At 67.6% G+C, this 24,306-nt stretch carries 26 protein-coding genes; 9 read left to right on the top strand and 17 right to left on the bottom strand.

Annotation, left to right across the window (positions count from 1 at the left end):
• Window positions 1–86: 86 nt before the first annotated feature.
• The 6 genes from recJ to hemB all read right to left on the bottom strand — a co-directional run bounded on the left by recJ (window position 87) and on the right by hemB (window position 7,821).
• Entirely contained in the window at window positions 87–1,520 is a 1,434-nt protein-coding gene (gene recJ, locus MXB53_RS03140; protein ID WP_425601188.1) for a RecJ family nuclease, read from the bottom strand.
• A gap of 31 nt (window positions 1,521–1,551) precedes the next feature.
• A complete protein-coding gene (locus MXB53_RS03135) occupies window positions 1,552–2,319 on the bottom strand; it encodes a uroporphyrinogen-III synthase (RefSeq protein WP_248895751.1) in 768 nt (255 codons plus the stop codon).
• Window positions 2,316–3,377: a hydroxymethylbilane synthase gene (gene hemC, locus MXB53_RS03130; RefSeq protein ID WP_248898057.1), complete on the bottom strand. Its 1,062-nt coding sequence runs from the start codon at window positions 3,375–3,377 to the stop codon at window positions 2,316–2,318. Before hemC ends, MXB53_RS03135 begins: the two co-directional genes overlap by 4 nt.
• Window positions 3,378–3,446: 69 nt before the next feature.
• Entirely contained in the window at window positions 3,447–4,781 is a 1,335-nt protein-coding gene (hemL, locus tag MXB53_RS03125; protein WP_248895750.1) for a glutamate-1-semialdehyde 2,1-aminomutase, read from the bottom strand.
• A gap of 104 nt (window positions 4,782–4,885) precedes the next feature.
• Entirely contained in the window at window positions 4,886–6,514 is a 1,629-nt protein-coding gene (locus MXB53_RS03120) for an ammonium transporter (RefSeq protein ID WP_248895749.1), read from the bottom strand.
• Window positions 6,515–6,840: 326 nt separating this feature from the next.
• Window positions 6,841–7,821 (bottom strand): porphobilinogen synthase, encoded by a 981-nt coding sequence (gene hemB, locus MXB53_RS03115; RefSeq protein ID WP_248895748.1) that lies wholly within the window; start codon window positions 7,819–7,821, stop codon window positions 6,841–6,843.
• A gap of 97 nt (window positions 7,822–7,918) precedes the next feature.
• On the opposite strand from hemB, the gene MXB53_RS03110 reads away from it, so the two are divergent.
• A complete protein-coding gene (locus MXB53_RS03110; protein ID WP_248895747.1) occupies window positions 7,919–8,440 on the top strand; it encodes a DedA family protein in 522 nt (173 codons plus the stop codon).
• Between the two features lie 108 nt (window positions 8,441–8,548).
• Here MXB53_RS03110 and MXB53_RS03105 read toward each other — a convergent pair whose 3' ends face one another.
• Window positions 8,549–8,713 carry a DUF6757 family protein gene (locus tag MXB53_RS03105; protein WP_248895746.1) on the bottom strand — a complete coding sequence of 55 codons (165 nt, stop codon included), beginning with the start codon at window positions 8,711–8,713 and terminating at the stop codon, window positions 8,549–8,551.
• A gap of 26 nt (window positions 8,714–8,739) precedes the next feature.
• Window positions 8,740–9,531, bottom strand: a complete 792-nt coding sequence (locus MXB53_RS03100; RefSeq protein ID WP_248895745.1) for a PHP domain-containing protein — start codon at window positions 9,529–9,531, stop codon at window positions 8,740–8,742.
• A 226-nt stretch (window positions 9,532–9,757) separates the two neighbouring features.
• Here MXB53_RS03100 and MXB53_RS03095 point away from each other — a divergent pair, with 226 nt between their 5' ends.
• Window positions 9,758–10,042, top strand: coding sequence for a DUF5789 family protein (locus tag MXB53_RS03095; protein WP_248895744.1), 285 nt, complete (start codon window positions 9,758–9,760; stop codon window positions 10,040–10,042).
• Here the strand turns inward: MXB53_RS03095 and MXB53_RS03090 are convergent.
• Window positions 10,039–11,040, bottom strand: coding sequence for a DUF5784 family protein (locus tag MXB53_RS03090; RefSeq protein ID WP_248895743.1), 1,002 nt, complete (start codon window positions 11,038–11,040; stop codon window positions 10,039–10,041). The two genes, MXB53_RS03095 and MXB53_RS03090, sit on opposite strands and share 4 nt — an antisense overlap.
• An 83-nt stretch (window positions 11,041–11,123) precedes the next feature.
• On the opposite strand from MXB53_RS03090, the gene MXB53_RS03085 reads away from it, so the two are divergent.
• From MXB53_RS03085 to MXB53_RS03075, 3 genes are read left to right on the top strand one after another with little or no spacing between them, the layout of a single operon-like run.
• Window positions 11,124–11,297 carry a DUF5786 family protein gene (locus MXB53_RS03085; RefSeq protein ID WP_248895742.1) on the top strand — a complete coding sequence of 58 codons (174 nt, stop codon included), beginning with the start codon at window positions 11,124–11,126 and terminating at the stop codon, window positions 11,295–11,297.
• 59 nt (window positions 11,298–11,356) lie between these two features.
• Window positions 11,357–11,566 carry a DUF7561 family protein gene (locus MXB53_RS03080; RefSeq protein WP_248895741.1) on the top strand — a complete coding sequence of 70 codons (210 nt, stop codon included), beginning with the start codon at window positions 11,357–11,359 and terminating at the stop codon, window positions 11,564–11,566.
• A 28-nt stretch (window positions 11,567–11,594) separates the two neighbouring features.
• Window positions 11,595–13,418 carry a helicase C-terminal domain-containing protein gene (locus MXB53_RS03075; RefSeq protein ID WP_248895740.1) on the top strand — a complete coding sequence of 608 codons (1,824 nt, stop codon included), beginning with the start codon at window positions 11,595–11,597 and terminating at the stop codon, window positions 13,416–13,418.
• Between the two features lie 21 nt (window positions 13,419–13,439).
• Here MXB53_RS03075 and MXB53_RS03070 read toward each other — a convergent pair whose 3' ends face one another.
• On the bottom strand, window positions 13,440–14,543 hold the full coding sequence (locus tag MXB53_RS03070) for a 60S ribosomal export protein NMD3 (RefSeq protein WP_248895739.1): 1,104 nt from the start codon (window positions 14,541–14,543) through the stop codon (window positions 13,440–13,442).
• A gap of 122 nt (window positions 14,544–14,665) precedes the next feature.
• On the opposite strand from MXB53_RS03070, the gene htpX reads away from it, so the two are divergent.
• The 3 genes from htpX (at window position 14,666) to radA (ending at window position 17,298) form a co-directional block, all read left to right on the top strand.
• Window positions 14,666–15,541 carry a zinc metalloprotease HtpX gene (gene htpX / locus MXB53_RS03065; RefSeq protein ID WP_248895738.1) on the top strand — a complete coding sequence of 292 codons (876 nt, stop codon included), beginning with the start codon at window positions 14,666–14,668 and terminating at the stop codon, window positions 15,539–15,541.
• Entirely contained in the window at window positions 15,542–16,150 is a 609-nt protein-coding gene (gene pspAB, locus MXB53_RS03060; protein ID WP_248895737.1) for a PspA-associated protein PspAB, read from the top strand.
• Window positions 16,151–16,266: 116 nt separating this feature from the next.
• Window positions 16,267–17,298 carry a DNA repair and recombination protein RadA gene (gene radA / locus MXB53_RS03055; RefSeq protein WP_248895736.1) on the top strand — a complete coding sequence of 344 codons (1,032 nt, stop codon included), beginning with the start codon at window positions 16,267–16,269 and terminating at the stop codon, window positions 17,296–17,298.
• Here radA and sufU read toward each other — a convergent pair whose 3' ends face one another.
• The 5 genes from sufU to MXB53_RS03030 form a co-directional block, all read right to left on the bottom strand.
• On the bottom strand, window positions 17,299–17,718 hold the full coding sequence (sufU, locus tag MXB53_RS03050; protein WP_248895735.1) for a Fe-S cluster assembly sulfur transfer protein SufU: 420 nt from the start codon (window positions 17,716–17,718) through the stop codon (window positions 17,299–17,301).
• Window positions 17,719–17,772: 54 nt separating this feature from the next.
• Window positions 17,773–18,771: a transcription initiation factor IIB gene (locus MXB53_RS03045; protein ID WP_248895734.1), complete on the bottom strand. Its 999-nt coding sequence runs from the start codon at window positions 18,769–18,771 to the stop codon at window positions 17,773–17,775.
• A gap of 275 nt (window positions 18,772–19,046) precedes the next feature.
• Window positions 19,047–19,790: a DNA polymerase sliding clamp gene (locus MXB53_RS03040; RefSeq protein WP_248895733.1), complete on the bottom strand. Its 744-nt coding sequence runs from the start codon at window positions 19,788–19,790 to the stop codon at window positions 19,047–19,049.
• 269 nt (window positions 19,791–20,059) lie between these two features.
• Window positions 20,060–21,160 carry a LeuA family protein gene (locus tag MXB53_RS03035; RefSeq protein WP_248895732.1) on the bottom strand — a complete coding sequence of 367 codons (1,101 nt, stop codon included), beginning with the start codon at window positions 21,158–21,160 and terminating at the stop codon, window positions 20,060–20,062.
• 76 nt (window positions 21,161–21,236) lie between these two features.
• A complete protein-coding gene (locus MXB53_RS03030; RefSeq protein WP_248895731.1) occupies window positions 21,237–22,418 on the bottom strand; it encodes a CaiB/BaiF CoA transferase family protein in 1,182 nt (393 codons plus the stop codon).
• Between the two features lie 202 nt (window positions 22,419–22,620).
• Here MXB53_RS03030 and MXB53_RS03025 point away from each other — a divergent pair, with 202 nt between their 5' ends.
• Window positions 22,621–23,391, top strand: coding sequence for a 23S rRNA (uridine(2552)-2'-O)-methyltransferase (locus MXB53_RS03025; protein WP_248895730.1), 771 nt, complete (start codon window positions 22,621–22,623; stop codon window positions 23,389–23,391).
• Here the strand turns inward: MXB53_RS03025 and MXB53_RS03020 are convergent.
• Window positions 23,388–24,119, bottom strand: a complete 732-nt coding sequence (locus MXB53_RS03020; RefSeq protein WP_248895729.1) for a queuosine precursor transporter — start codon at window positions 24,117–24,119, stop codon at window positions 23,388–23,390. The genes MXB53_RS03025 and MXB53_RS03020 overlap by 4 nt on opposite strands.
• Window positions 24,116–24,292: a ribbon-helix-helix domain-containing protein gene (locus MXB53_RS03015; RefSeq protein ID WP_248895728.1), complete on the bottom strand. Its 177-nt coding sequence runs from the start codon at window positions 24,290–24,292 to the stop codon at window positions 24,116–24,118. The genes MXB53_RS03020 and MXB53_RS03015 overlap by 4 nt, the downstream gene beginning before the upstream one ends.
• Window positions 24,293–24,306: the final 14 nt, after the last annotated feature.

The following is a 24,306-nucleotide window of genomic DNA, read 5'->3' as shown; positions in this document are numbered from 1 at the left end:
GTGGCTCTACCGGGGAGCAACGCGTAAGGCTTGACGCGAACATATGCGCCGTCGACGTTCGACGGGCGGTCGCTCGGGTTCTCGCCTCACCCGAGTTGGTCCGCGACCAGCTCGTCGACCGCCGCGACGAACGCGTCCCGTTCGGCCGCGGGAATCGTCGCCCCCGCGGCCACGTCGTGCCCGCCGCCGTCGCCACCGACCGACTGCGCCGCCTCCCGCATCACGGCCGAGAGGTCGAGACCCTGCCGGACCAGGCTGTGTGGACTCCGGGCCGACACCTTCAGCTCGCTCTCGTCGTCGTCCCCATCCCTGTCGTCCGCATCCTCGACGGCCGCGAACGCGATGATCGGCCGGTCGCGACGAACGCCCGACGACCCCAGCGCCATCCCGGCGACGATGCCGACGATGGTCTCCCGGATCCGGGTGCCGGCGTCGAACCACTGCACGTGCTCCTCGACCGTGACGCCCTCCGAGGTCACCAGTTCGATCCCCTCCGAGAGGTTCTTGCGATGGTTGCGGAGGAGCGTCCGGGCCTGATCGAGGGGTTCGTCCCGCTCGCCAAGGCACACCGCGAGGCCGACGTCGGCGCGGTCGTACCGCGCCGTCGCGTTCAGCAGGGTGGAGAACTCGCTCACGTCGCGCAGTTCGCTGCCGACGGGTTCGTCGACGAGGGTGTACGTCGTCCCGATCAGGCTGTCCACCTGGTCGGCGGAGACGCCGCTCGCGACGGCGCGCTTGAGCAGTGCGCTCGCGACGGTCTGGCGCTCGGAATCGGTGAGGTCGACCCACCGCTTCCACTCGCCGTCGGCGCGCAGGTCGGCGTCCAGCTCCGCGAGAAAGCCGATCGCTCCGGCCTCGTTTCCCGTGATGCCGGGGATGCGCACGTCGCTCGCGTACTCCAGCAGTTTCGGGAGCGGGCGAGTCTGCCGGCCGTACATCGCGAGGTCGGTCCCCTCGGTCAGGACGCCGGCCGCCTGTCCTTCCTCGACGATTCCCTCGTTCGCGCCGGTGAGGCCGTCCACGCCGCCCTGCATGTCGCCGACGGCGCCGACGACCGCCAGCGCCGCCAGGTCGCGGTTGTCGCCTCCCTCGGGTTCCAGTGCCCGGGCGAGCGTGTACGCCGCCCCCGCCCCGGAGAGTTCGCTCGCGCCGTCGAGGCCGACGAGCAGGGGGTTGCAGTGGTACGCGGTCTCGGCGTCCGCGGGCTGGTGGTGGTCGACGACGACGGGCGTGAAGGCGTCGGCGTACTCGGTGATGATGTCGAGTTGCCCGCTCCCGAAGTCGGTGAACAGCGCCGTCTCGTGGTCCGTCTCAGCGATGCGCGCGACTGCGGCCTCGTCGAGTTGTTTCTCGAAGATGGTCTCGACGGGGATCCCGGCGCGTTCGAGCGCCGTCGTGGCGATGGCGGCGCTCGTCAAGCCGTCGGCGTCGATGTGCGACGCCAGGAGGACGGTGTCGGCCTGGCGCAGGCGGTCCGCACACGCCGTCGCGCGCTCCGCGAGTTCGGGAACGGGACCCATTGTCCCTCTCTCGGCCGTCATCGGGGATAAATCATCGGCTGGCGTCGTCGACGGTCCGTAGTCGAGCCACTGTCTCCCGGGCCAGCGCCTCGAACGTCGCCTCCGCGGGGACTACGTCCACGGTGATTCCGTGGCTCTCGGCCGTTTCGCGGGTCGGCTCACCGATCACGCCCACGACGGCGTCGTTCAGGCCGGCGATGGCGGCTTCACGGACGCCCCGCTCCGCCGCGGCGTCACGGAAGTGTTCGACCGTCAGCGACGACGTGAAACAGGCGGCGTCGAGGCGCCCCTCGGCAGCGAGAGTGGTCGAGTTCCCCGCACCCTCGGGACGGACCAGTCGATAGAGCACCGTCTCGCGTACGTCGGCCCCTGCCTCGCGCAGGCCGTCGAGGAGGACGGCGCTCCCGTGGTCGCTGCGCGCCACCTCGACGCTCGCGCCGGCCGCGCGGTCGGCGAGCAGGTCGACCAGCCCCGACGAGGAGTAGTCGTCGGGGAGCAGATCCACGGCGTAGCCCGCGGCTTCGAGCGCCGCGGCGGTCTTGGGGCCGATGGCGACCACCGTCGCCGCGCCGGGGGTCCAGCCTGCTGCCGCGACGAGTTCCGCGCCCGTCTTGCTCGTGAACACGACGTAGTCGGCGCCGCGCGGCGTCGCGTCCGTCGGCTCGACGGCGAGCATCGGATCGGAGACGGGATCGACGCCGAGTTCGTCGAGGAGCGCCCGCGCCTCGGCCAGTCGGTCGTCGTTCGGGCGGAAGACGGCGACGCGGAGGCGGTCATCGCCCGACGCGGACTCGCTCACTCGTCGGCCTCCTCGCGTGCGCGGTCGATGAGGTCGGCCGCGCCTGCCTCGCGGAGGTCGGCCGCGATCGACGCCGCGGCGTCCGCGTGGTCGGCGATGGGCAGGTCGACGCTGCGTTCGATCGCTTCCGAGCCGTCGAGCGACAGCACCTGTACCGTCACCTGGACGTACTCGCCCTGGACGAGGGCGTGGACGCCGATGGGGGCGATACAGCCACCGCCGAGTTCGGCGAGGATCGTTCGCTCGACCGTCGTCTCGACGCGCGTCACGGGGTCGTCGACGAGGTTGTGGATCGTCTCCACCGCGTCGGTGCCCGCCTTCGCCGTCACCGCGATGGCGCCCTGGCCCGGCGCGGGTACGAACGACTGCTTCGGGAGGCGCACCGTCTCGACGGCGTCGAACAGGCCGCTCCGGCGGATGCCGGCCTCAGCCAGCACGATGCCGTCGTATTCGGTCTCGAAATCGCGCTCCAGCGCCTGGCGCTCCAGTTCGTTCAGCGCGTCGAACCACTCCGCAGCCGTCCGGTCGAAGGCGTCCGGATGCTCGCCCTCGTCCTCGTCTTCGGCGTCCAGTCGACGCTGGTGTTCGCGCTGGAGGGGCGGCGCGAGCAGTTTCTCCAGGCGCGTGTCGACGTTCCCGCGGAGCGGTTCGATCTGCAGGTCGTCGCGTTCGCGGCGCAACTGCGCGCCGCGGCGGAGGGAGGACGTGCCGACGACGGCGCCCGCGGGGAGGTCGTCGAGGTCGGTCCCGTCGGGCGTCACCAGCACGTCACCCGCCGGCGCGCGGTCGGGCACGCCGGCGACGACGAGGTCGTCCGGCGACTCCGTGGGCATGTCCTTCATCGAGTGGACCGCGGCGTCGACGTCGCCGTCGAGCACCTTCTCGTCGAGTGCGCGGACGAAGGCCCCGGTCTTCCCGAGGCGATGGATGAGTTCGTCTCGGATCCGGTCGCCCTCGGTCGACACCTCGACGACCTCGATGGTGCGGTGCCGCCCCGAAAGCGCGTCGCGGACGCTCGCCGTCTGTCGCAAAGCGAGATCGGATCCGCGCGTCGCCAGTCGTACCGTTCCGCGCGTGTTCATACCCAAACCGTCGCTCCGGAGGGTGAAAAGCCCGCCTCTTCGCGGCTATAGTGCGTCCTGATACGCGTCGAGCGTCCGCTGGATGTCGTCTTCGGTGTGGGCGTAGCTCACGAACTGCGCCTCGAACTGGTTGGCGGTGAGGAACACGCCCTGGTCTTTCATCTCCTGCCAGAACACCCGCTCCCAGCGGTTGGTTTCGGCGGCCGCCACGTCGGCGCCGGTCTTGGGACAGGCGTCGTACTGCGGGCAGTCCTCGCGCTGGCGGCAGCCGGCTTCACAGCGCCCATCGCCGCCGGTTCCGTCGCGGGTGAAGATGGTCTTGAAGATGCTCCCGGTGCCGACGACGGTGTACTCCGGCGCGCGCTCCTCCAGGATGTCCGTGATGCCGGCGCGCAGCCGCTCGCCGAGTTCGTTCACGTGGTCGTACACGTCGTTCTCGGCGGCGTAGCGGAGTGTCTCCAGGCCGGCCGCCATCGTCACGGGGTGGCCCGAGAAGGTGCCCGACTGGAACACGTCGCCGCCGGGGGTGAACTGCTCGACGATCTCCGCCCGCCCGCCGACGGCGCCGACGGGGAAGCCGCCGCCGACGATTTTGCCGAGCGTCGTCAGGTCGGGCGTGATGCCGAATTCGCTCTGGGCACAGCCCAGGCCGCCGACGCGAAAGCCCGTGATGACCTCGTCGAAGATGAGAAGCGACCCGTGCTCGTCACAGAGATCACGCAGCGTCTCGTGGTAGCCGTCGACGGGCATCACGACGCCCATGTTACCCAGGATGGGTTCGGTCAGGACTGCTGCGATCTCGTCGCCGTGTGCCTCGAACACGTCCTCCACGGTCTCGGTGTCGTTGAAGGGGACGGGGATGGTGTGGTCGGCGAAGGAGTCGGGGATGCCGGGCGAGGAGGGCTGGGCGCTCTCGGGACCGCCCTCGACGAGCGTCGACTCCTGGGCGCCGTGGTAGCCGCCCTGCATCACGACGATCTTGTCACGGCCAGTGTAGGCGCGCGCGAGCCGGACCGCGGAGACGGTTGCCTCGGTCCCCGAGTTGACGAAGCGGAGCATCTCGACGGAGGGGACGTGTCGCGCCACGAACTCCGCGAGGTCGACTTCGACTTCCGTCGGCGCGCCGTACATCGGCCCGGCGCTCGCGTGTGACTGGATGGCCGCCTCCACCGAATCGGGGAGGTCGTGACCGTACAGCAGCGGGCCGTAGCCCATCACGTAGTCGATGTAGCGGTTGCCGTCGGCGTCGATGAGGTGCGCACCGTCGCCGCGTTCGGCGAAGAACGGGTACGGCATCGACGCGCGCACCGACGAGTTGACGCCGCCGGCGAGCACCGACAGCGCACGGTCGTACAGGGCCCGTGATTCGTCGTGGTTCATGGCTAGCGCTGTGTGCCACGGCGGAAAGAATGTACTGGGTTGCGTCGGTGACTGCCGCAAAAAAAGTCGCGCCGTCGGTGGTGCTCGCGTCGTCTCTCCGCCGATCAGACCGCGTCGGGCCCCTCCTTGCCGGTCCGGACCTGAACGGCGTTGTCGACGGGCATGATGAAGATCTTGCCGTCGCCTGGTTCGCCCGTATTGGCGCTTTTACGGATCGCCTCCGCCACGTCGCGGGCAGGCACATCGGCGACCACGCATTCGACTTTCACCTTCTGGTGCAGGTCGACGGTGTACTCCTCGCCGCGCCACTGTCCCTTCTTCGCGGGCTGTGAACCGCGACCGGAGACGTTCGTCACCGTGATCGAGGGGGCGCCGACTTCGGCGATGGCCTGTTTTACGTCGCCGAGTTTCTCCGGACGGAGCATCGCGACGACCATCTTGATGTCGCGGTCGTCGGTGCCGCCGTCGGTGCGGATGATCTGGTCTTCGCCGCCGTCGGCGACGACGTCGGGTTCGCCGAATTCGGGGTAGGTGTTGACGCCGTGTTCGGCCACGTCGAGGCCCTCACGCTCGTGTTCGGGCGAGACGCGTGCCTGACCGATCGCCTTGAGGACGCCGAAGACGATGGCCGTCGCGGCGATGGTCCACGCGGCGATCACCGCGACGCCGACGATCTGGCCGACGAAGCTCACCGAGTAGCCGGGGATCGCGAACAGCGGGAACAGCACCGCGCCGAGGACGCCCGCGCTCCCGTGGACCGGGAACACCGCACAGACGTCGTCGATCTTGAGCCGTTTCTCGACGAATTCGAAGACGACCGGCAGCTGTGCACCGGCGAGGCCGCCGATGACGAGCGCGCCGATCCACGTGATCGCGTTCGTGTTGCTCGTGATGCCGACCAGGCCGGCGAGCATGCCGTTGGCGACGTACAGCGTGTCGACCTTGCCGGTCTTGGCCAGCGCCGCCGTTCCGGCGCCGATGGCACCCGCGGCCATGCCGAGCGTCGTGGTGAGCGCGACACGGCCCAGCTGGTCACCGAGCAGGCCGCCGTCACTGAAGATGGCCGACGTGCCCACGTTGAAGCCGTACCAGCCGAAACAGAGGATGAGCGTTCCGAGCACCGCGAAGGTGAGCGAGTGCCCGGGGATGATGTTCACGCTGCCGTCCTCCTCGTAGCGGTCCATCCGGGGTCCGAGGACCCACGCGGCCGTGAGGCCGGCGATGCCGCCCATGCCGTGGACGATCATGCCGCCGGCGAAGTCCTGGAAGCCCGGTCCGATGGTCGTCAGGAAGCCACCGGCCCAGGTGAGGCCGGTGACGACCGGGTAGATGACCGCCGAGAGCAGGATGGTGTACGTAACGTACGCGCGGAGTTTCGCGCGGCCGGCGACGGCCCCACTCACGATGGTCGCCGCCGTCATGGCGAAGACGGCGCCGTAGAGCCAGCCGACCCAGCCGGCGGCGTCGCCCATGATGTAGCTGAACGGATCGGCACCGCCGCCGACCATCGTCGAAATCCCAGCGCCGATCAGGAAGTAGACGATGACGCCCACGCTCCAGGTCAGCATGTTCTTCGTGAGCTGGTTCGCCACGTTCTTCGAGCGCACCTGCCCCGCCTCGAGCATGGCGAAGCCGGCGTGCATGAAGAAGATCAGGAAGCTGACCGTCAGGATCCACGCGTTGTTGACCCCGGAGGCGAGCGCCGAGGGGTCGACCTGCAGCGGCGCTACCATTCCGTCACCTCCACCCGCGCTATTTCGCTATCGATACTTGGACAGTCGTCAGTGTTTCCGATTTCTTCTTCCATGTTCGTTCTCCAAGTTGCGATAGAAGGTACTGTTACGGCATAATATAAGATTTAGCGTTTACAAATGTCTATATTAGATGCGACTGGTGGATGTTCGTCCGATTTAATAGTGGATACATGTTGTATAAGGTTGTAAAATTCCTGTTCGATGGGTGGACAACGTATCAAAACCCGACGAACGTAGTGTAAGGTAACTTATAGTTCTCCGCCGCCTGCCAGCAGCGCCGCGCCCTGACGAGGCCGAACGCCCCGTCAGCAGTGCGGAGCGACGTCCTCGGCGAAGTACGTCACGATGAGATCGGCGCCGGCGCGCTTGAGCGAGAGGAGCGACTCCTGCGCCACCGCTTCGAGGTCGAGCCACCCCTTCTCCGCGGCGGCGTGGAGCATCGCGTACTCGCCGCTGACGTTGTAGGCCGCGACGGGCCGGTCGAACTCCCGGCGGATCGTACTCACCACGTCGAGATAGGGGAGGCCGGGTTTGACCATCAACACGTCGGCGCCCTGTTCGACATCGAGCCGGACTTCCCGGAGCGCCTCCCGGCCGTTCGCGGGGTCCATCTGGTAGTGTCGTCGGTCGCCGAAGGCGGGCGCGCCGTCGGCGGCGTCGCGGAAGGGGCCGTAGAAGGCGCTCTCGTATTTCGCGGCGTAGGACATGATCGCGACGTCGGTGAAGCCCGCGTCGTCGAGCCCCTGCCGGACCGCGCCCACCATCCCGTCGGTCATGCTGGAGGGGGCGACCATCTCCGCGCCCGCCTCCGCATGGGAGACGGCCGTCCGCGCGAGCAGATCCAGGGTCGCGTCGTTGTCGACGGTCAGGGTCGGCTCCGTTCGGGCGTCCGGTTCCAACACGCCGCAGTGCCCGTGATCGGTGTACTCACAGAGACAGACGTCCGTGATGACCGTCGCGTCGGTCTCGTCGGTGATGGCGCGCGTCGCCCGCTGCACGACGCCGTCGGTCGCCCAGGCGCGGGAGCCCTCGGCGTCCTTCGATTCGGGGATGCCGAAGAGGATGATCGCCTCGACGCCCGTCGCCAGCACCTCCTCGACGCGGTCGACCGCCTGATCGACGGGCACGCGTTCGTGTCCCGGCATCGACTCGATGGGGACCCGTTCGTCGGTCGTCGCGTCGACGAACACCGGCGCGACGAGGTCGGCCGCGTCGAGGTCGGTCTCGCTGACCAGCGACCGCACGCCGTCCCGGCGGAGTCGCCGCGGTCGGTCGGGCTGATTCATACCGCACCCGTCGGTCGGAGCGCCCAAAACCCCGTCGTTCCCGCCCGTTCGACGCGACGACGCAACCGATATAGTTCTCCGCGCTCCAGAGGCGGGTGTGCTCTCGCCGCTGCAGATCGTCCAGTTGCCGGACACCCTCCGCGAGTTGCTCACGGCCGACTACGGGCTGCTCGTCCTCCTCGGCGTGTTCGTCCTCGAGGGCGCGATGTTGCTGTACATCGTCCCGAGCGAACTCGTCGTCCCGGGGGCGCTTGCCCTCCTCGGCGGCTCGGCCACGGACGCCATCGTCGTCATCGCCGTCGCCGTCGCCGGCGCCACCGTCGGGCAGTTCGCGCTGTTCACGCTGGCCAAGCGCGCGGGGCGCGAGCGCCTGTTGCAGGCGCGGTGGTTCCGCGTCAGCGACGACGCCCTCGCCCGCTTCGAGGGCTGGTTCGATCGGTGGGGACCGGTCGTCGTCCCCGTGAGCAACACGCTCCTGTTCACGCGCGGGATGGTGACGGTGCCGGCCGGTCTCGCGGGGATGGACGACCGGCGATTCGTGATCCTGTCGGCGCTCGGGACGCTCTCCTTCGAAGTCATTCTCGCCGGACTGTATCTCTGGTTCGACACCGTGCTGTAGCGCTCGTTGCTTCGTAAGTCAGTGCACACCTGATCGCAGGGCTGCGTGCGATCAGGTGTCCAAACAGTTCCAAACGACGAGGGAAACGAACGAGATACCGCGAAAAAACTACTCCGTGCGGTCGATGTCGATCCTCTCGCGGAGGGCAGCGAGATCGTCGGACTCCGCGAGCTCCTCCAGTCGCTCGCGGAAGTGGTCCTCGCAGAGGCCGACGCGAACGCCTTCCTTCTCCGCCGCGTAGGCGGCCTCGCGTTCGCAGTAATGGCAGTTCATGGCTCTCGGTAGGGACTCCCTCCGGTTTAACCCTGCGCATCCGGCAGACGCGACGCGAACCGGGCGTACGCGTCCGCCGACAGGCCGGCGACGCCGAGCCGTTCGTCGTGGGCGTCGCTCCCTCCCGTCGCCAGCAGGTCGTGCCGGTCGATCACCCGGTCCAGACGCGTCTCGTCGACCTCCCGATCGTACGGGTAGTACCGCTCGACGGCGTCGAGATCGGCCGCGAGTTCGAGCGCGGCGTCCGTCTCGTCGTAGCGGAACGGGTGCGCGAGACTCACTACGGCACACGCCGCCCTGAGAAGCCGCACTCCCCGTTCGGCGGGCGGCACGTCGCGTGGAACGTAACACGGCCCGTCGTTCCCGATGAGGCGGTCGAACGCCTCCTGGTAACCGCAGTCGGCGTCGCTCTCCGCGATCGCTCGGGCGATATGCGGTCGGCCGACGCCGTCCTCGAACGCCACCGCGAGGTCGACATCGAGCCGCGCTTCCACCCGTTCGGTCATGCGCCGCGCGCGCCGCACGCGGTCGGTCTGGATGTGGTTCAGTTCCGTCCGGAGCGCCTCCGTCTCCCGGACGCCGTAGCCGAGGAGGTCGACTCGCTGGGTCGGCGTCTCGACCCGGAGTTCGATCCCGCGGATCACGGTCACTCCCTCGCGGGTCGTCACGGGCGCATCCAGTCCCGGATGGAGTCGGTCGTGGTCCGTCACGGCGACGACGTCGACGCCGCCGCGCCGGGCCGCCCCCGGCAGCGTGGACAGCGACAACTGACCGTCCGACGCCGTCGTGTGTACGTGCAGGTCGGCGACCACGTCCATACGTGTCCCTCCCCGTCATCGCCGATAGACCTTGTGCTCCGGTAGGGGTCGGGACTGTCAGCATCCCTGAGCGCACGCAGCCCGGGGATTCGACGTGTTCTCCGTGCCCATGATTGGTGTGAGCTACCGAGGGACGAATCCTCAATTAAGGATGATTAAAGACTACTATCGGTCTAAGGATGCGCATGGAAAACCATTATAGTTATCGACCATGTGGAATACAGTGATGATATTCAACGGCACTGTCGATCAGATCGACGCCCTCGACTACCCCGCAACGACGGACGAGATCATCGACGAGTGCGGCGACTGTGAACTCGAACTTCAGCGTGGGACCGAAGAGCTCGGCGACGTGCTCTCCCGCCTGGGCGCCGAGGAGTTCGACGCGCCCGAGGACGTCCGCCTCTCGATTCGCTCCGCCGTCGGTCACAAGGCCATCGGCCGCCGATTCTACAGCGACCGTGATCCGACCGCGCTCGGCGAATCCGGGCCGACGCCGCTGTCGCTCTAACGAAGCGTGTCTAGTTCCAGCGGAACCGTCCCTTTCGTGTATCCAGTCACACTCCCGTCGGGACGCATCCGGTAGACCACCGCCGGTCGGTGCCCTACGTCGGGTTGCCCGTCTTTCACCGCAAACCAGTCGTCGTCGGGGAAGGACGAACAGTCGACGAACAGCACGACGCCGCCGGCGTGGGCCGCGAGTTGGCCGTCCGTCTTCGTCTGGGCCGTATCCCGCACGGCGGCGCTCGGCGTTCCTGCCGACCGCCGGTTCGGCGGAAGCGGGCGCGTCACTTCCACGAGCGGTTGCTCGCTCTCGTCGTCCGTTCGCGCCTGGAAGTCGATGGAGTGACCCGTCGTCACCTCGATCTCGGGCACCGCTTCGTAGCCGGCGTCGACGAGGAGTTTCGCCGCGTGAAACTCCCCCATCGTCGCCGCCATCCGCGTCAGGTCGAGTCGTTCGGACGTGCCGAGTTTTCCCGCCATCGTCTCGCGCTCGTCGTCGAAGACACCCGTCGAGAGAAACGCCTCGTAAAAGTCGAGAACGGCCCCGCGGTCGGCGTCGGGGAACCCCGCCGCGTGCTCCTCGAAGAACTCCCGGGTCGTCCACCGGCCGTCCTTCGAGAGGAAGACGGGGAGGAAGAACCACGAGAGATGGGGGTACGGTTCGAGCCACGGCGACTGGTCGTGCAGCTCCGCGAGCAGTTCGCGCTCCGCCCAGTCGGCGACGGGGTTCGGCACCTCGTCGAAGCCGTACTTCTCGGTGCGCCAGAGGCTCGAGGGGGTCTCCGTGTTGCCGAGCCAGTAGGCGCCGTCGTCACTCCAGCAAAACAGGGCCGTATCGCCGTTGTCGACGTCGAACCGGCGGGCGGCGTACCCCTCGGGCGGCTTGAACCAGGGCTGACGGCTGGTCGCGCCGAGGTTGTCGTCCAGCGGATCGAACACCTCGGAGCGCACGCGGCCGTCCGTCCAGCGTCCGGGGGCGTGTCTGAAACGAAGGGGTCGTGCCACGTCGGCTGTAGGCGGTCGGATGATTTACGCGTTCCGTCCCCCCGGTAGCTATATAATCTCCCCTGTCCAAGGCAAAGCGTACCATGTCAATGGGTGCCTATGACGAGGCCGAACACGAACGTCGCGCACAGAAAACGGGACAGGTCGACGTCCAGTCCGACGACGACCGGTCGCAGTTCAGAGGGACCCTCTCGTACGACGCTGGCGACTCCACCGACGCCCTCCTCGATCAGTTCGAACGGCTTCGGGACGAGTAGCCCGCGCCGCCAGACTGGCAGCCACAGGACTTTCCCGCTTCGCCCACCTCCATCCGGTGATGAGCACCGACCCCTGTGGCGGCTGTGGGAAGGAGGTCCCCGTCGCGGGGGGGATCGCCAACCTCTGGACGTTCGACGCCCAGACGACTGGCGGCATGACGCTCGAACTCGCCGACGGCACCGAGTATTTCCTCTGTTTCGACTGCATCGAGCAACTGCCCGACGACCGCGAGGTGACCGCCGACGACGTGGCGGCGCTGTCCGAATAGTTTAGTTCTCCCACCAGCAGTCACCACCGTGGACCCCGACCGCATTCCGTCTGCGTTTCCCGCCCCCTCGTTCCGCGGTAACCAGCGCGAGGCCCTCGAAGCCATCCGCGACGCCTTCGCCGCGGACAACGACGTGGTGCTCGTGCGCGCGCCGACCGGGAGCGGCAAGTCCCTCCTCGCGAGGGCCATCGCGGGCGCCGCCCGCACGCCCGACGAGGCCGACCCCGCCGACGCGACGGACGCCTACTACACCACGCCCCAGGTGTCACAGCTCGACGACGTGGCCGAAGACGATCTGCTCGACGACCTCAACGTGATCCGAGGCAAGAGCAACTACACCTGTATTCTTCCCGACGAGTCGACGACGCCGGTCGACCGCGCTCCCTGTGCCCGCCAGTCGGGCTACGACTGCTCGATCCAACACCGCTGTCCGTACTACGCCGACCGCGCCATCGCCTCGAACCGATCCATCGCGGCGATGACGCTCGCCTACTTCATGCAGACCGCTGGCTCCGAGGTGTTCGGCAAGCGCGACGTGGTGGTCATCGACGAGGCTCACGGCCTCGCGGAGTGGGCCGAGATGTACGCCACCGTCGACCTGCGTCCGGCGACGGTGCCCGTCTGGGACGACGTGGGCGTTCCCGACGTGGCCGGGGCCGACGATCCGGTGGACCGGACGGCGCGCTTCGCCGAGACGCTCGCCGGCGTCTGTGAACGGGCCGCGTCGGATCTCGCCGCCAGCGCGGAGCTCACGCCCGCCGAGGCCGCGCGCCGGGACCGCCTGCAGGACCTCCGCTCGGAGCTCAAGTGGTTCGTCTCGGACTACCGCGACCCGACGAGCACGACGACGTGGGTCGTCGACCAACCCGACGGCGAGGGGACGCCCATCACGATCAAACCGCTCGACCCCGAGCGATACCTACACCACACCGTCTGGGACCGCGGCAACGCGTTCGCGCTGCTCTCGGCGACCATCCTCGATAAGGCGTCGTTCTGCCGGGGCGTCGGTCTCGACCCCGCGAACGTCGCCCTCGTCGACGTGCCTCACACCTTCCCCCTCGACAACCGCCTGCTCTACGACGTGACCCAGGGGAAGATGACCTACGAACACCGCGACGAGACGCTGCCCGACGTGGCGCGCCTCCTCGTCCGTCTGATGGCCCAGCATCCGAACGAGAAAGGTCTCGTTCACTGCCACTCCTACGCGATTCAGGACCGACTCGCCGACCGCCTCGACGACTTCGGCGTCGGCGCCCGCGTGCGCACTCACGACCGGGAGGACCGGGACCAGGCGCTCGAATCGTGGAAGGCGAGCGGCGACCCCACGCTCTTCCTCTCGGTGAAAATGGAGGAGGCCCTCGATCTGCGCGGTGACCTCGCGCGCTGGCAGGTCCTCTGTAAGGCGCCGTATCTCAACACGTCCGATTCGCGGGTGGCCCGCCGCCTCGAAGACGGCCAGTGGGCCTGGTACTACCGCACCGCGCTACAGACGGTGATCCAGGCCGCGGGACGGATCGTCCGCGCGCCGGACGACCACGGCGCCACGTATCTCGCGGATGCGAGCCTGCTCGACCTGTTCGACCGCGCCCGCGGCGACATGCCGGACTGGTTCGCCGACGCCGTCGACCGGTGTTCGCGGCCGGACCTGCCGACCTTTGATCCGGCCGCCGCGCTGGACGGGATGGCGGCGACGCCGAACGGACGGTCGGGCCGCACCCGTCGGCGACAGTCGGGCGGTAGCGCGGCGTCGCAGAGCAAGGCTCGTGATTACGATTACGCTGACGACGACACCGGCGATGACAACACCGACGCCGACGCCGGTGACGATCACCCGCTGTCGGACGTGTGGTAACGCCGCGACGGCGCCGGCCGATTACTCGGGCAGGACGTGCAGGCCGGCCCGCGTCTTGACGACGGGCACGGTCTCCGCGTCGGGATCGAAGAAATCGGGGCGCGGGATCGTCTTCGCCGCGTAGGTTTCGGGGTCGAGCACCTGGACGGCGTGGTCGTCCTCGACGGTCACGACCGTCGTTTCGGTGGCGTCGTCGCTGGTGGCGAGGCGCCGGGCGGCGATCTCCTCCTCGAAGCGCGCTTCATAGGGGTCGCCCGAGTCGAGACGGACGCCTTTCAGGTTCCCGCTCACGCTCCGGACGAGAACGGGACCGTCTTCGTCGTTGGGGGCGATCACGTCGCCGGGCGCGAACTTCGGCAGACGCACTGCGTAGGTGACGCGGTACACTTCGTTGCCGTCGCCGTCCTCGGTGACGAGGGTGGGGTAGCTCTCGTGAGTGCCGCCGAGTTCGCGGGTGATGCGGCGGGCCACCTCCTCGCCGAGGCCGTTGGTCGACAGTTTCACGTTCGGTCCCTCGTCGGTTTCTTTGACCTCGGTGACGAACGCCTCGCGGTCGCCGTCGCCCTCGCGGTCCGCGACGTGGCTCTCCGCGATTTCGACGGCCCGCTTGCGCTCCTCGGGCGTGGGCGTGCGGTCGGTCGCTCGCACCTGGACGGTGCTCGCGTAGTAGCCGCCGGCGATGCGGCCACAGCGGTCGCAGGTCCCGCGACCGATCTTGACGGGGACGACGACCGACTCCTCCAGCGGTGTCTCGCGCACGACGCCCGTGAACTGGCAGTGCATCCGGATCGTCGTCTCGTCGACCTGTTCGGGGTCGACCGCCCAGGTGACGTCCTCGGCGTCGAGGTGGATGCCGAGCGCTTCGCTCACCTCGTCGATGGCGACATCGGTGTAGTCGCGGGCGCCGACGTCGACCCAGCGGTTGCCCCGCTGGATGGCGCCACACCCCGAACAGACCAGTACCTCGATCCGGTCGGGGGCGTCGACCATATCGAAGTCCTCGAAGTAGCAGGCGTCACAGAGCAGTCGGTCCCGGTCGCGGGGCGCACCCGGAAGCGGTTCGTCGCGAACCGGTCTCGGATCGCCACAGCGGGGACAGAACTCCCGTGACTCGGAATCGCTCATTACCGCGTGGTAGGCGCTCGGCGTGGTTAAGCCCCGCGAAGCGCCCGCGGTTGAGCGACTTCGAGCGCGCCGCTCGCCCCCGGCGACGATATGTTTACCTGCGGCGGCGCGTACCTTCGGGTATGCAGTGGAAACCGGACTGGGGACTGCGGGGCCGCATGGTCCTGACCATGTTTCTCCTCTTTCTCCTCTACATCGTCTTCATCGCCGTCCTCTCGCAGATGGGGATCGGGCTTCTCGGCATCGTCCTCGTGATGGGGCTGTTCTCGCTCGGGCAGTTCTTCTTCAGCGACCGTCTGGCGCTGTACAGCATGGGCGCCCGTCGCGTCGACGAGGACGAGTACCCGCGTCTGCACGCGATGGTCGGTCGACTGTCCCAGCAGGCCGACCTCCCGAAACCGGACGTCGCCGTCGCGGATACGCAGATGCCGAACGCCTTCGCAGCCGGGCGATCACAGAAACACTCGACGGTCTGTGTCACCGACGGGCTGTTGCGAACCCTCGACGAGGAGGAACTCGAAGGCGTCGTGGCCCACGAACTCGCCCACGTGAAAAACCGGGACGTGATGGTGATGACCATCGCCTCCTTCCTCTCGACGCTCGCCTTCATGGTCGTCCGCTGGGGATGGCTGTTCGGCGGCGGTCGTAACCGACAGGGCGGGGGCGGCGTCGTCGTCGCCGTCCTCGTCTCGCTGGTCGTCTGGATCATCTCCTTCCTGCTCATCCGGGCGCTCTCGCGGTACCGCGAGTACGCCGCCGACCGCGGCGCCGCGGCCATCACGGGCCAGCCATCGGCGCTCGCCTCCGCGCTCCTGAAGATATCGGGACGGATGGACGACGTGCCCAGCGAGGACCTGCGCGAACAGTCCGAGATGAACGCGTTCTTCGTCATCCCGCTCCGGAGCGGCGTCGTCGGCAAACTGTTCTCGACGCATCCGCCGACCGAGAAGCGCGTCGACCGCCTCCGCGACCTCGAGGGGGAACTGGAGCGGCGATAGATGGGGCTGTTCGACTCGCTCCGCTCGGCGCTCGGTCTGCGCGCCGAATCCGACGCGACCCGCGAGGCCGATCCCGAGGATCTGTTCGGCATGAGCACGGCGTATCTCACGATGGAGGCGGAACTCGACTTCGCCCCCGTCGACGCCGCGGCGCTCTGTTTCTCCGCGGTCGACAGCACCGACTTCGCCGACGCCGTCGACGAGGTGGAGACCATCCTCCACGCGGGCGAGGAGGATACGGGCACGACGTTCCGGCGCCACGAGGACGACCACGGCTACCACTGGGTCGTCCTCGAAGACGACGACCCCGAGGACCTGGTGACGAGCATCCACTTCGCGGCGGACACGTTCGTCGAACGGGGATATGGCTCGCGCCTCCTGGCGGCCGTGTTCGGCTTCGTCCGCCCACGCGACGACACCCGCGCCTACTGGATCTACTCCTTCCGCCGCGGCGCGTACTACCCCTTCGCCCCGAAGGGGGATCGCGAACGGGACAACGGCGTCGAGTTCAAACTCCAGTCCGTCCTCGACGGCGAACTCGACGTCGAGAGCGACGAACGCTACTGGTATCCGCTGTGGCCCGACGGCGACGGCCACCCCTGGGGGTAGCGCCACTCCGTTTGAACCTCGGCCCAGTGTGTCATCGGTAGCCACGCTGTCGGCGTGTTTCACTTCCACCGTGGTGTTAACGAGGCTTTATGTGCGGAGGGGCACAAGCGGAGTCCATGGCAGAAGACGACCTCGAGAACCTTCCGGGTGTGGGGCCAGCGACGGCGGACAAACTCGTCGAATCGGGCTTCGAAAGCTATCAGAGCATCGCCGTCGCCAGTCCGGCCGAACTCTCCAACACGGCCGACATCGGTGAGTCGACGGCGAGCGACATCATCAACGCGGCCCGCGATGCGGCGGATATCGGCGGGTTCGAGAGCGGAGCGGCCGTGCTCGAACGCCGCGAACAGATCGGCAAACTCACCTGGAACGTCCCCGCGGTCGACGAACTCCTCGGTGGCGGTGTCGAGACCCAGTCCATCACCGAGGTGTACGGCGAGTTCGGCGCCGGGAAGTCCCAGGTCACCCACCAGCTCTCGGTCAACGTCCAGCTCCCGACCGAGTACGGCGGCCTCCGTGGCAGCGCCATCTTCGTCGACAGCGAGGACACGTTCCGCCCCGAGCGCATCGACGACATGGTTCGGGGGCTGGACGACGAGATCATCCAGGCGACGATGGACGACCGCGGCATTGAGGGCTCGCCCGGCGACGAGGAGGCGATGGAGGCACTCGTCACCGACGTTCTCGACAAGATCCACGTCGCGAAGGCGTTCAACTCCAACCACCAGATCCTGCTCGCGGAGAAGGCCAAGGAACTCGCGAGCGAACACGAGGACAGCGAGTGGCCCGTTCGCCTGCTCAGCGTCGACTCCCTGACGGCCCACTTCCGCGCCGAATACGTCGGCCGTGGCGAACTCGCCGACCGTCAGCAGAAACTCAACAAGCATCTCCACGACCTGATGCGCATCGGTGACCTCTACAACGCCGCCGTGCTGGTCACCAACCAGGTCGCCTCCAACCCCGACTCCTACTTCGGCGATCCGACCCAGCCGATCGGTGGCAACATCCTCGGCCACACCTCGACGTTCCGGATGTACCTGCGGAAATCCAAGGGTGACAAGCGGATCGTCCGTCTGGTCGACGCGCCGAACCTGGCCGACGGTGAAGCCGTGATGCGCGTGCAGGACGCGGGTCTCGTCCCCGAGTAACTAGTCTTCGGTCGTCGTTTCGTCGATTTCGAGTTCGCCCTCGTGGATCTTCGCGCCGTCCTGGACCACCTTCTCGGCGAGAACGGCGCATTTGATCCGCATGGGGCTGATGTCGACGCCGAGCATCTCGACGATGTCGTCGCGGTCCATCTCGGCCAGTTCGTCGAGCGTGGTTCCTGGCAGTTGCTGAGTCAGCATGCTCGCGCTCGCCTGACTGATGGCACAGCCGTCACCGGAGAAACTCACGTAGTCGATGGTTTCGCCGTCGTCGGCCAGACGGACGTCCATCTTGATCGTGTCGCCACACGACGGGTTCTCGCCGACGTGTGAGAACGTTGGATCCTCGAGTTCCCCGTGGTTGCGGGGGTTCTTGTAGTGGTCGAGGATCTGCTGTCGGTACATATCCGAACCCATTCCCATAACTGCGTTTTGATAGGGCGCTTTCGCGTAAAAGGATTCCGGGCAGCGCCGTCGTCAGGCCGGGACGGCCTGCGATTCGTCCTCGTAGGCTTCGAGGAGTTCGCGGTAGCGGTTACGGATGGTGACCTCCGAGATGTCGGCCACCTCGCTCACGTCCTGCTGGGTGACCTGCTCGTTGGTGAGCAGGGGGGCCGCGTAGACGGCGGCCGCCGCGAGGCCGACCGGGTTCTTCCCGCTGTGGACGGCGCGGTCCTTCGCGGCCTCGAGCATCTCTCGAGCCAGGTGTTCGGCCTCGTCCGAGAGGTCGAGGTCCGAGGCGAACCGGGTGACGTAGCTCACGGGGTCCGCAGGGGCGACTTCGAGGTTGAGTTCCCGCACCACGTAGCGGTAGGTGCGCTTGAACTCTTCCTCGTCGACGCGGCTGACGCGGGCCATCTCGTCGATGGTTCGCGGGACGCCCATCTGTCGGGCAGCAGCGTAGAGCGAACTCGTGGCGACGCCCTCGATGGAGCGGCCGGGGAGCAGGTCGTCTTCGAGCGCCCGGCGGTAGATCACGCTGGCGGTCTCGCGGACGTTGTCCGGGAGGCCGAGCGCGGAGGCCATGCGGTCGATTTCACCGAGCGCCTGTCGGAGGTTTCGCTCCTTGTGGTTCTGGGTCTGGAACCGGCGGTTCCAGGTGCGGAGCCGCTGCATCTTCTCGCGCTGATTCGAGTTCAGCGTGTTGCCGTAGGCGTCCTTGTCCTGCCAGTCGATGGTGGTCGACAGACCCTTGTCGTGCATCATCTTCGTCGTCGGCGATCCGACGCGGGCCTTCTCGTCGCGTTCGCTCGAATCGAAGGCGCGCCATTCGGGGCCGCGGTCGACCTCGTCGGCCTCGACGATGAGGCCACAGTCGGCACAGGCCGTCTCGCCGTGTTCCTCGTCGCTGACGAGTGAGCCGCCACATTCGGGACAGCGGTGTTTGCGCGTCTCTTCAGTGCTCTCGTCGGCGTGTTCGGTTTCCGTCGTGCTAATATCCGTCTCGTTGCTCGTCCAGGTGCGTGTTTCAGTCATGATGATTAACGGTGTCACGGGTGTCCGGCGCGAGGGAACCGGACCCAGTAACCTTCCTTGAACATTAGTAAGTGAGGTATACGTATAAACCCTTCGCAAATTTCGGCCTGAGGGGATAACAGTTACGTATATTTTGTGATTATTGCTGACAGTTAGCGAACGAGAAAGAGGAATAGAATATAATCGTTGCGGTGTGATGGTGGCACCGACCGCGCTCTCGTGGCGGCTGCTCGCGGGCGGAATGTCGAGAGAAGGAACCGTGAGCGGCGGGTCGACTACTCGCTCTGGATGCGCGGGGCGAGCATGAACGTCACCTGTCCCAGTCCTTCGGCGAACTCGTAGTGGAGTTTCACCGGGAACTCCTCGCCGAGTTCGATCGTGACTTCGGCGTCGCCGGGGATGGCGCGGTTCATGTCCTTCAGATAGTCGAGCGAGAACAGCGAGTCGGCCGGGCCGGCTTCGAGGGCGATGAGGTCGTCCTCGCCGAGCTTGAGGTCGACGTCGTCGGTGTCGCCCTCGGCCTCGATGTGAAACGTCTCCGTCTCCTCGTCGACGCGGAGGTTGATGTGATCGGACACCATATCCGCGGCCGTAATCCCGCGGCCGAGCTGGTTCCCCTCGACGACGATCTCAGCCGGGAGGTCGAGATCGGGAATGTCCGGCTCCTGCCGAATCGAGTCGGGATCGATGAGCGCGAGCGTGTACGAGAGCCCGTCGATTCGGATGTGGAGCTTCCGGGTCTCCTCGTCGAGTTCGAGGTGGACGAGGTCGCCGGCGTTCCCCATCCCGGCGATGTCTTCGAGCCGCGAGAGGTTGACGCCGATGACGCCACCGTCGGCCTCGTAGGATTCGAACGCCGCCGCGTCGAGCGAGAGATCGACCATCCCGACGTTGGCCGGATCGACCGCTCGGATCGCCAGGCCGTCTTCGTTGAGCCGTACCTTGCATTCGTCGACCAACACGCTCACGGAGTCGAGGGCATCCCGGAGCGTCGACGCGCTCACGATGGCCTTGAACATGTATTGAGTGGTACGCCCGGGGCGTTAAAAATACCCCCTGTTTGACGCGAGCGCGCGCCGGGCGCGCGTATCGGAATGAGCGCCGCCGCGACTCTCCCGACGACGGGCGGCGACCCTGCGGGCACAGCGAGCCGCCCCCGAGCTATAGTAGCGTTTGGAACTGTGTGCATACCTGATCGCACGCCGTCTGGTGATCAGGTCTGCGATGACTGACAAAGGCTACTATATCTGAACGGGGATCCGCCACACCCGACACACGGCAGTCCGTCTCAGCGCTCCTGTACGACCCGCCGTGCCTGGGATTCGTCGAGGGGCTCCCCCCGCTCCGCGGCCGCGGTTTCGAGTGCGTCCAGTGCCGCGGCCACCCGCTCGTCGGTCGGTTCGACGCCCACGTCCGTCAGGAGCGCCCGGGCCGCCCCCCGGCCCGTATCGCCGCCAAAGAGGAGCGCCCGCTCGGCCCCGTATCGATCCGGCGTGAACGGTTCGTAGGTCGCTGGCTCTTCGAGCATCGCGGCGGTGTGCATCCCGCTCTCGTGGCGGTACGCGCGCTCGCCGATGACGGGCTTCGACGGGGAGATGTCGACGCCGAGCGTCTCGTGGACCGCTCGGCAGACGGGCACCAGTTCGTCGCGGTCGATTCCGACCTCGTCGCCGCGCTCCGTCAGCAGCACCGCCACCTCCTCCAGCGGTGCGTTGCCGGAGCGTTCGCCGATACCGCCCACGGTGGCGTCGATTTCCGTCGCCCCCGCGTCGACGCCGGCCGCCGCGTTCGCCGTCGCGACCCCCATGTCGTCGTGGGTGTGGATCGCGATAACCGCGTCGTCGTCGAGTTCCGCCGCCACCGCCTCGACCGTCTCGGTGACCATCTCCGGGGTTCCGGCGCCCGTCGTGTCCGCGAGCGTGACGTGTTTTGCGCCGGCGTCGACGGCGGCACGGGCCGTCGCCGCGAGGAAGTCGTTGTCGGCGCGCATCGCGTCCATGAGCGTCGCGCCCGCGTCCACGCCGCCGTCGACCGCCCGCTCGACGTTCTCGGCGAGCAGGTCGCGGGCCTCGTCCCGCGATTTCCCGATGGCGTGTTCGAGTTGCACGTCGGAACTGGTCACGATGACCTCGATTTCGTCGGGAGCAACCTCGAGCGCCGCGTCGATATCGCCCGGCACCGCGCGGGCGAGGGCGGCCGTCCTGAGCCCCAGGTCGTCGGCGTGCCGGTACCAGGACTCCCGGGCGTGGGCGCGGGGGAAGGACACTTCCACGCGGCCGACGCCGAGCGACGACAGGTGGTCAAGCACCTGCGTGCCCGCGTCCTCGGCGATGTGGAGTCCGGGCACTTGCGAGCCTTCGCGAAGCGTGAGATCCTTGAACCCGACCATGCCCGTACAAGTCGCATCACGGTTAAGAATGTAGTCACACGCGATTTCCGGTGGGACTGACTCCCACCAGCCCGTCTCAGTCGTCGCCCCGCCCGTCCCCAGTCCACTCGTCGAGGACCGTCTGCGTGTGTTCACCGACGGATGGCGGGTCACGGTACTGGGTCGGCCCGAACTCCTCGCCGGAGATCGGCGCGAGCACCGTCTGGAGTTCCGGCGTCTCGCTCTCGTCCGGCTGGAACCGCGCCAGGAAGCCGGCTGCCTCCAGCCCCGGGTCGTCCAGCAGGTCGGACGGCTGGTTGACCGGCGCGGCCGGCACGTTCGCGTCCGTCAGCCGGTCGAACAGCGCCTCCCGGTCCTCCTCGCGGAGCCGTCGCTGCACCACGTCGTACAGTTCCTCCTTGTTCTCACGGCGCTTCTCCGGCGTCTCGAACCGCTCGTCCTCTTGGAGTGCGGGGAACTCCGCGGCGTCACAGAACGCGTCCCAGTGGCGCTCGTTGGTGACGCCGATGAACAGCCAGCCACCCTCCGTCTCGAACACGTCGTAGAGCCCCCAGCTCGGGTGGGAGGCGCCGAGCGGTTCGGGGTCTCGGCCGTACTCCTCGGCGTACGTGAGCCAGTAGCCCATCCAGTGGGCCGCCGATTCGAAGAGCGTCCCGTCGACGCGCTGCCCGCGGCCGGTGCGGTCCCGCTCCCGCAGCGCGACCATGATCCCGAGGACGCCGTAGATGCCCGCTCCCATGTCCGCGATGGACGTGCCGACCCGGACTGGCTGGCGCCCCGGTTCGCCGGTGACGCTCATCAGCCCCGACATCGCCTCCGCGACGACGTCCATCCCGGCGTGCGTGCCGTACGGTCCCTCCTGGAACCCCTTGATGGAGAGGTAGATCAACTCGGGGTTCCGCTCGCTGAGGTCCTCGTACCCGATGCCGAGTCGTTCCGGCGTGCCGCGGCCGAGGTTCTCGATGAAGACATCCGCGGCGTCGACGAGGCGATACAGGTCGTCGAGGTCGTCCTCGTCTTTGAGGTTCAGGGCGATGGAGCGTTTGTTCCGGTTGAGCGCGTCGAACATCGGTCGCCCAGACTCGCCCGAGGACCGGACGGCGTCGCCGACGCCCGGCCGTTCGATTTTCACGACCTCCGCGCCGAGGTCGGCAAGAATCGAACTCGCGAACGGTCCCGCGACGATGTTTCCGAGTTCGAGGACCCGAAGATCACTGAGTGGCCCCGTCCGCCCAGCTCCGTCGGCTTGCTCAGACATACGGACCGGTCCGGGGGTCGCGTTCTTAAGCGATGCGCTTACTCTGGTCTCCGTCGTGACGTGGAACCGTGAGCGTCCCGTCCGCAGGGCAGGTCGTCAACCCTTTCCCCGCTCACCGCGTGTTTCCGGGTATGACTGCGGACATCTCGCCCGCGACGGCACGCACCACGCCCGCCGGGCGACACCGGTCAGTGATGAACGTATGACGGGAAAAGACGAATACTACAACAAGGCGAAACAGGAGGGCTACCGCGCGCGCTCGGCCTACAAACTCCAGCAACTCGACGAGACGGCCACCCTGTTCGACACGGGCGACGTGGTCGTCGACCTCGGCGCGGCTCCCGGTGGCTGGCTACAGGTCGCCGCCGAGGCCGTCGGCCCGTCCGGCACCGTCGTCGGCGTCGACTTCCAGCGGATCGACCCACTCGACTCCGACGCCGTCGAGACGGTCCGCGGCGACATGACCGACGAGGAGACGGTCGACCGCCTCCGCGAAACCATCGGCAAGACCGATGTCGACATCGTGCTCTCCGACATGGCGCCCAACATGACCGGCGAGTACTCCGTCGACCACGCCCGGTCGGTGTATCTCGCCCGCCAGGCGTCCACCGTCGCCACGGACGTGCTGGCGCCGGGCGGTGACCTCGTGGTGAAGGTGTTCGAGGGCCCGGACCTCGCGGACCTCCGCGCCGAGATGGAGGAGTCCTTCGAATACGTGCGGGCGATCCATCCGGACGCCTCCCGTGACTCCTCGTCCGAACTCTACCTCGTCGCCAGAGGGTATCTCACGGCCCCCGTGTCCGAGGGCGACGAACTCACCGTCGAAATCGTCGACCAGGGGAGCGAGGGCGACGGCATCGCCGATGTCGACGGCTTCACGATTTTCGTCCCCGGGGCCGATGTCGGCGACACCGTCGATATCCGCATCGACGACATCAAACCGCGGTTCGGCTTCGCCGAGCGCCTGGACTAGGCCTCGTCGACCGTCTCTGCGGCGGCGGCCTTCGCCTCGCTGTCGGCCCGTGAACGAACGAGTCCGACCACCAGATAGACAAAGGGCGTGTCCACGAGCGCGATGAGCAGTTTGAGGAGATACTGTCCAAGCATGAGCGCGACGACGACGTTCCAGGGCGTCACGCTCCCGATACCCACGTACTGCGGCAGGAGGTAGAACGCGAGACCGACGAAGATGACCGTATCGATGGCCTGGCTCGTCGCCGTCGAGAGGATGTTCCGCAGCCAGAGGGAGTCGCCGTCGGTCGCCTCGCGCAGACGGTGAAAGACGAGGACGTCCCAGTTCTGGCTGACGAGATACGCCAGGAGGCTCCCGGCGACGATGTTCGTCGCGGGGGCGAGGACGCCCGCGAACTGCGCGCCGAACTCGGGATCGCGCCCGGGTGCGACGATGGTCGTCCACACCAGCGCCAGGAGGATGAAGTTCATCACGAACCCGACGTTCACCATCACCTGCGCGTCGCGCCGGCCGTAGAGCTCGGCATAACAGTCCGACGCGAAGAAGGTGAGCGCGTACGCGAGCGCCGCGCCTGGCAGGAAGACGGTGCTCCCGATCCGCGGCAGCGCCTGGGGAAGCGGAATCGCCAGCACCTTCGCCGCCGTCAACTGCGCCGTCACGAGCGCCGTGATGAACAGCGCGAGGATCGCGACGCGACTGACCGACGCGTTCCCCGTCCCGGCGCTCATTCCTCAGCCTCCAGGCGACCGTGTCGGGAGTCGATCTCGTCGAGCACGTCCAGCGTCTTGCGGATCGACGCCCTGACCGCGTCGCTCCGGTTCACGAACTTGCCGTCGTCGCCCACGTGCTCGTCCAGATCCGCGAGCAACTCGTCGGGGATCTCGACGCTTATCTTGGCCACGGTCGACCCTCCAT

The sequence above is a fragment of the Haloplanus sp. XH21 genome, from assembly GCF_023276355.1.
Lineage (GTDB): Archaea > Halobacteriota > Halobacteria > Halobacteriales > Haloferacaceae > Haloplanus > Haloplanus halobius.
This window is presented reverse-complemented; position numbering and strand designations above follow the sequence as displayed.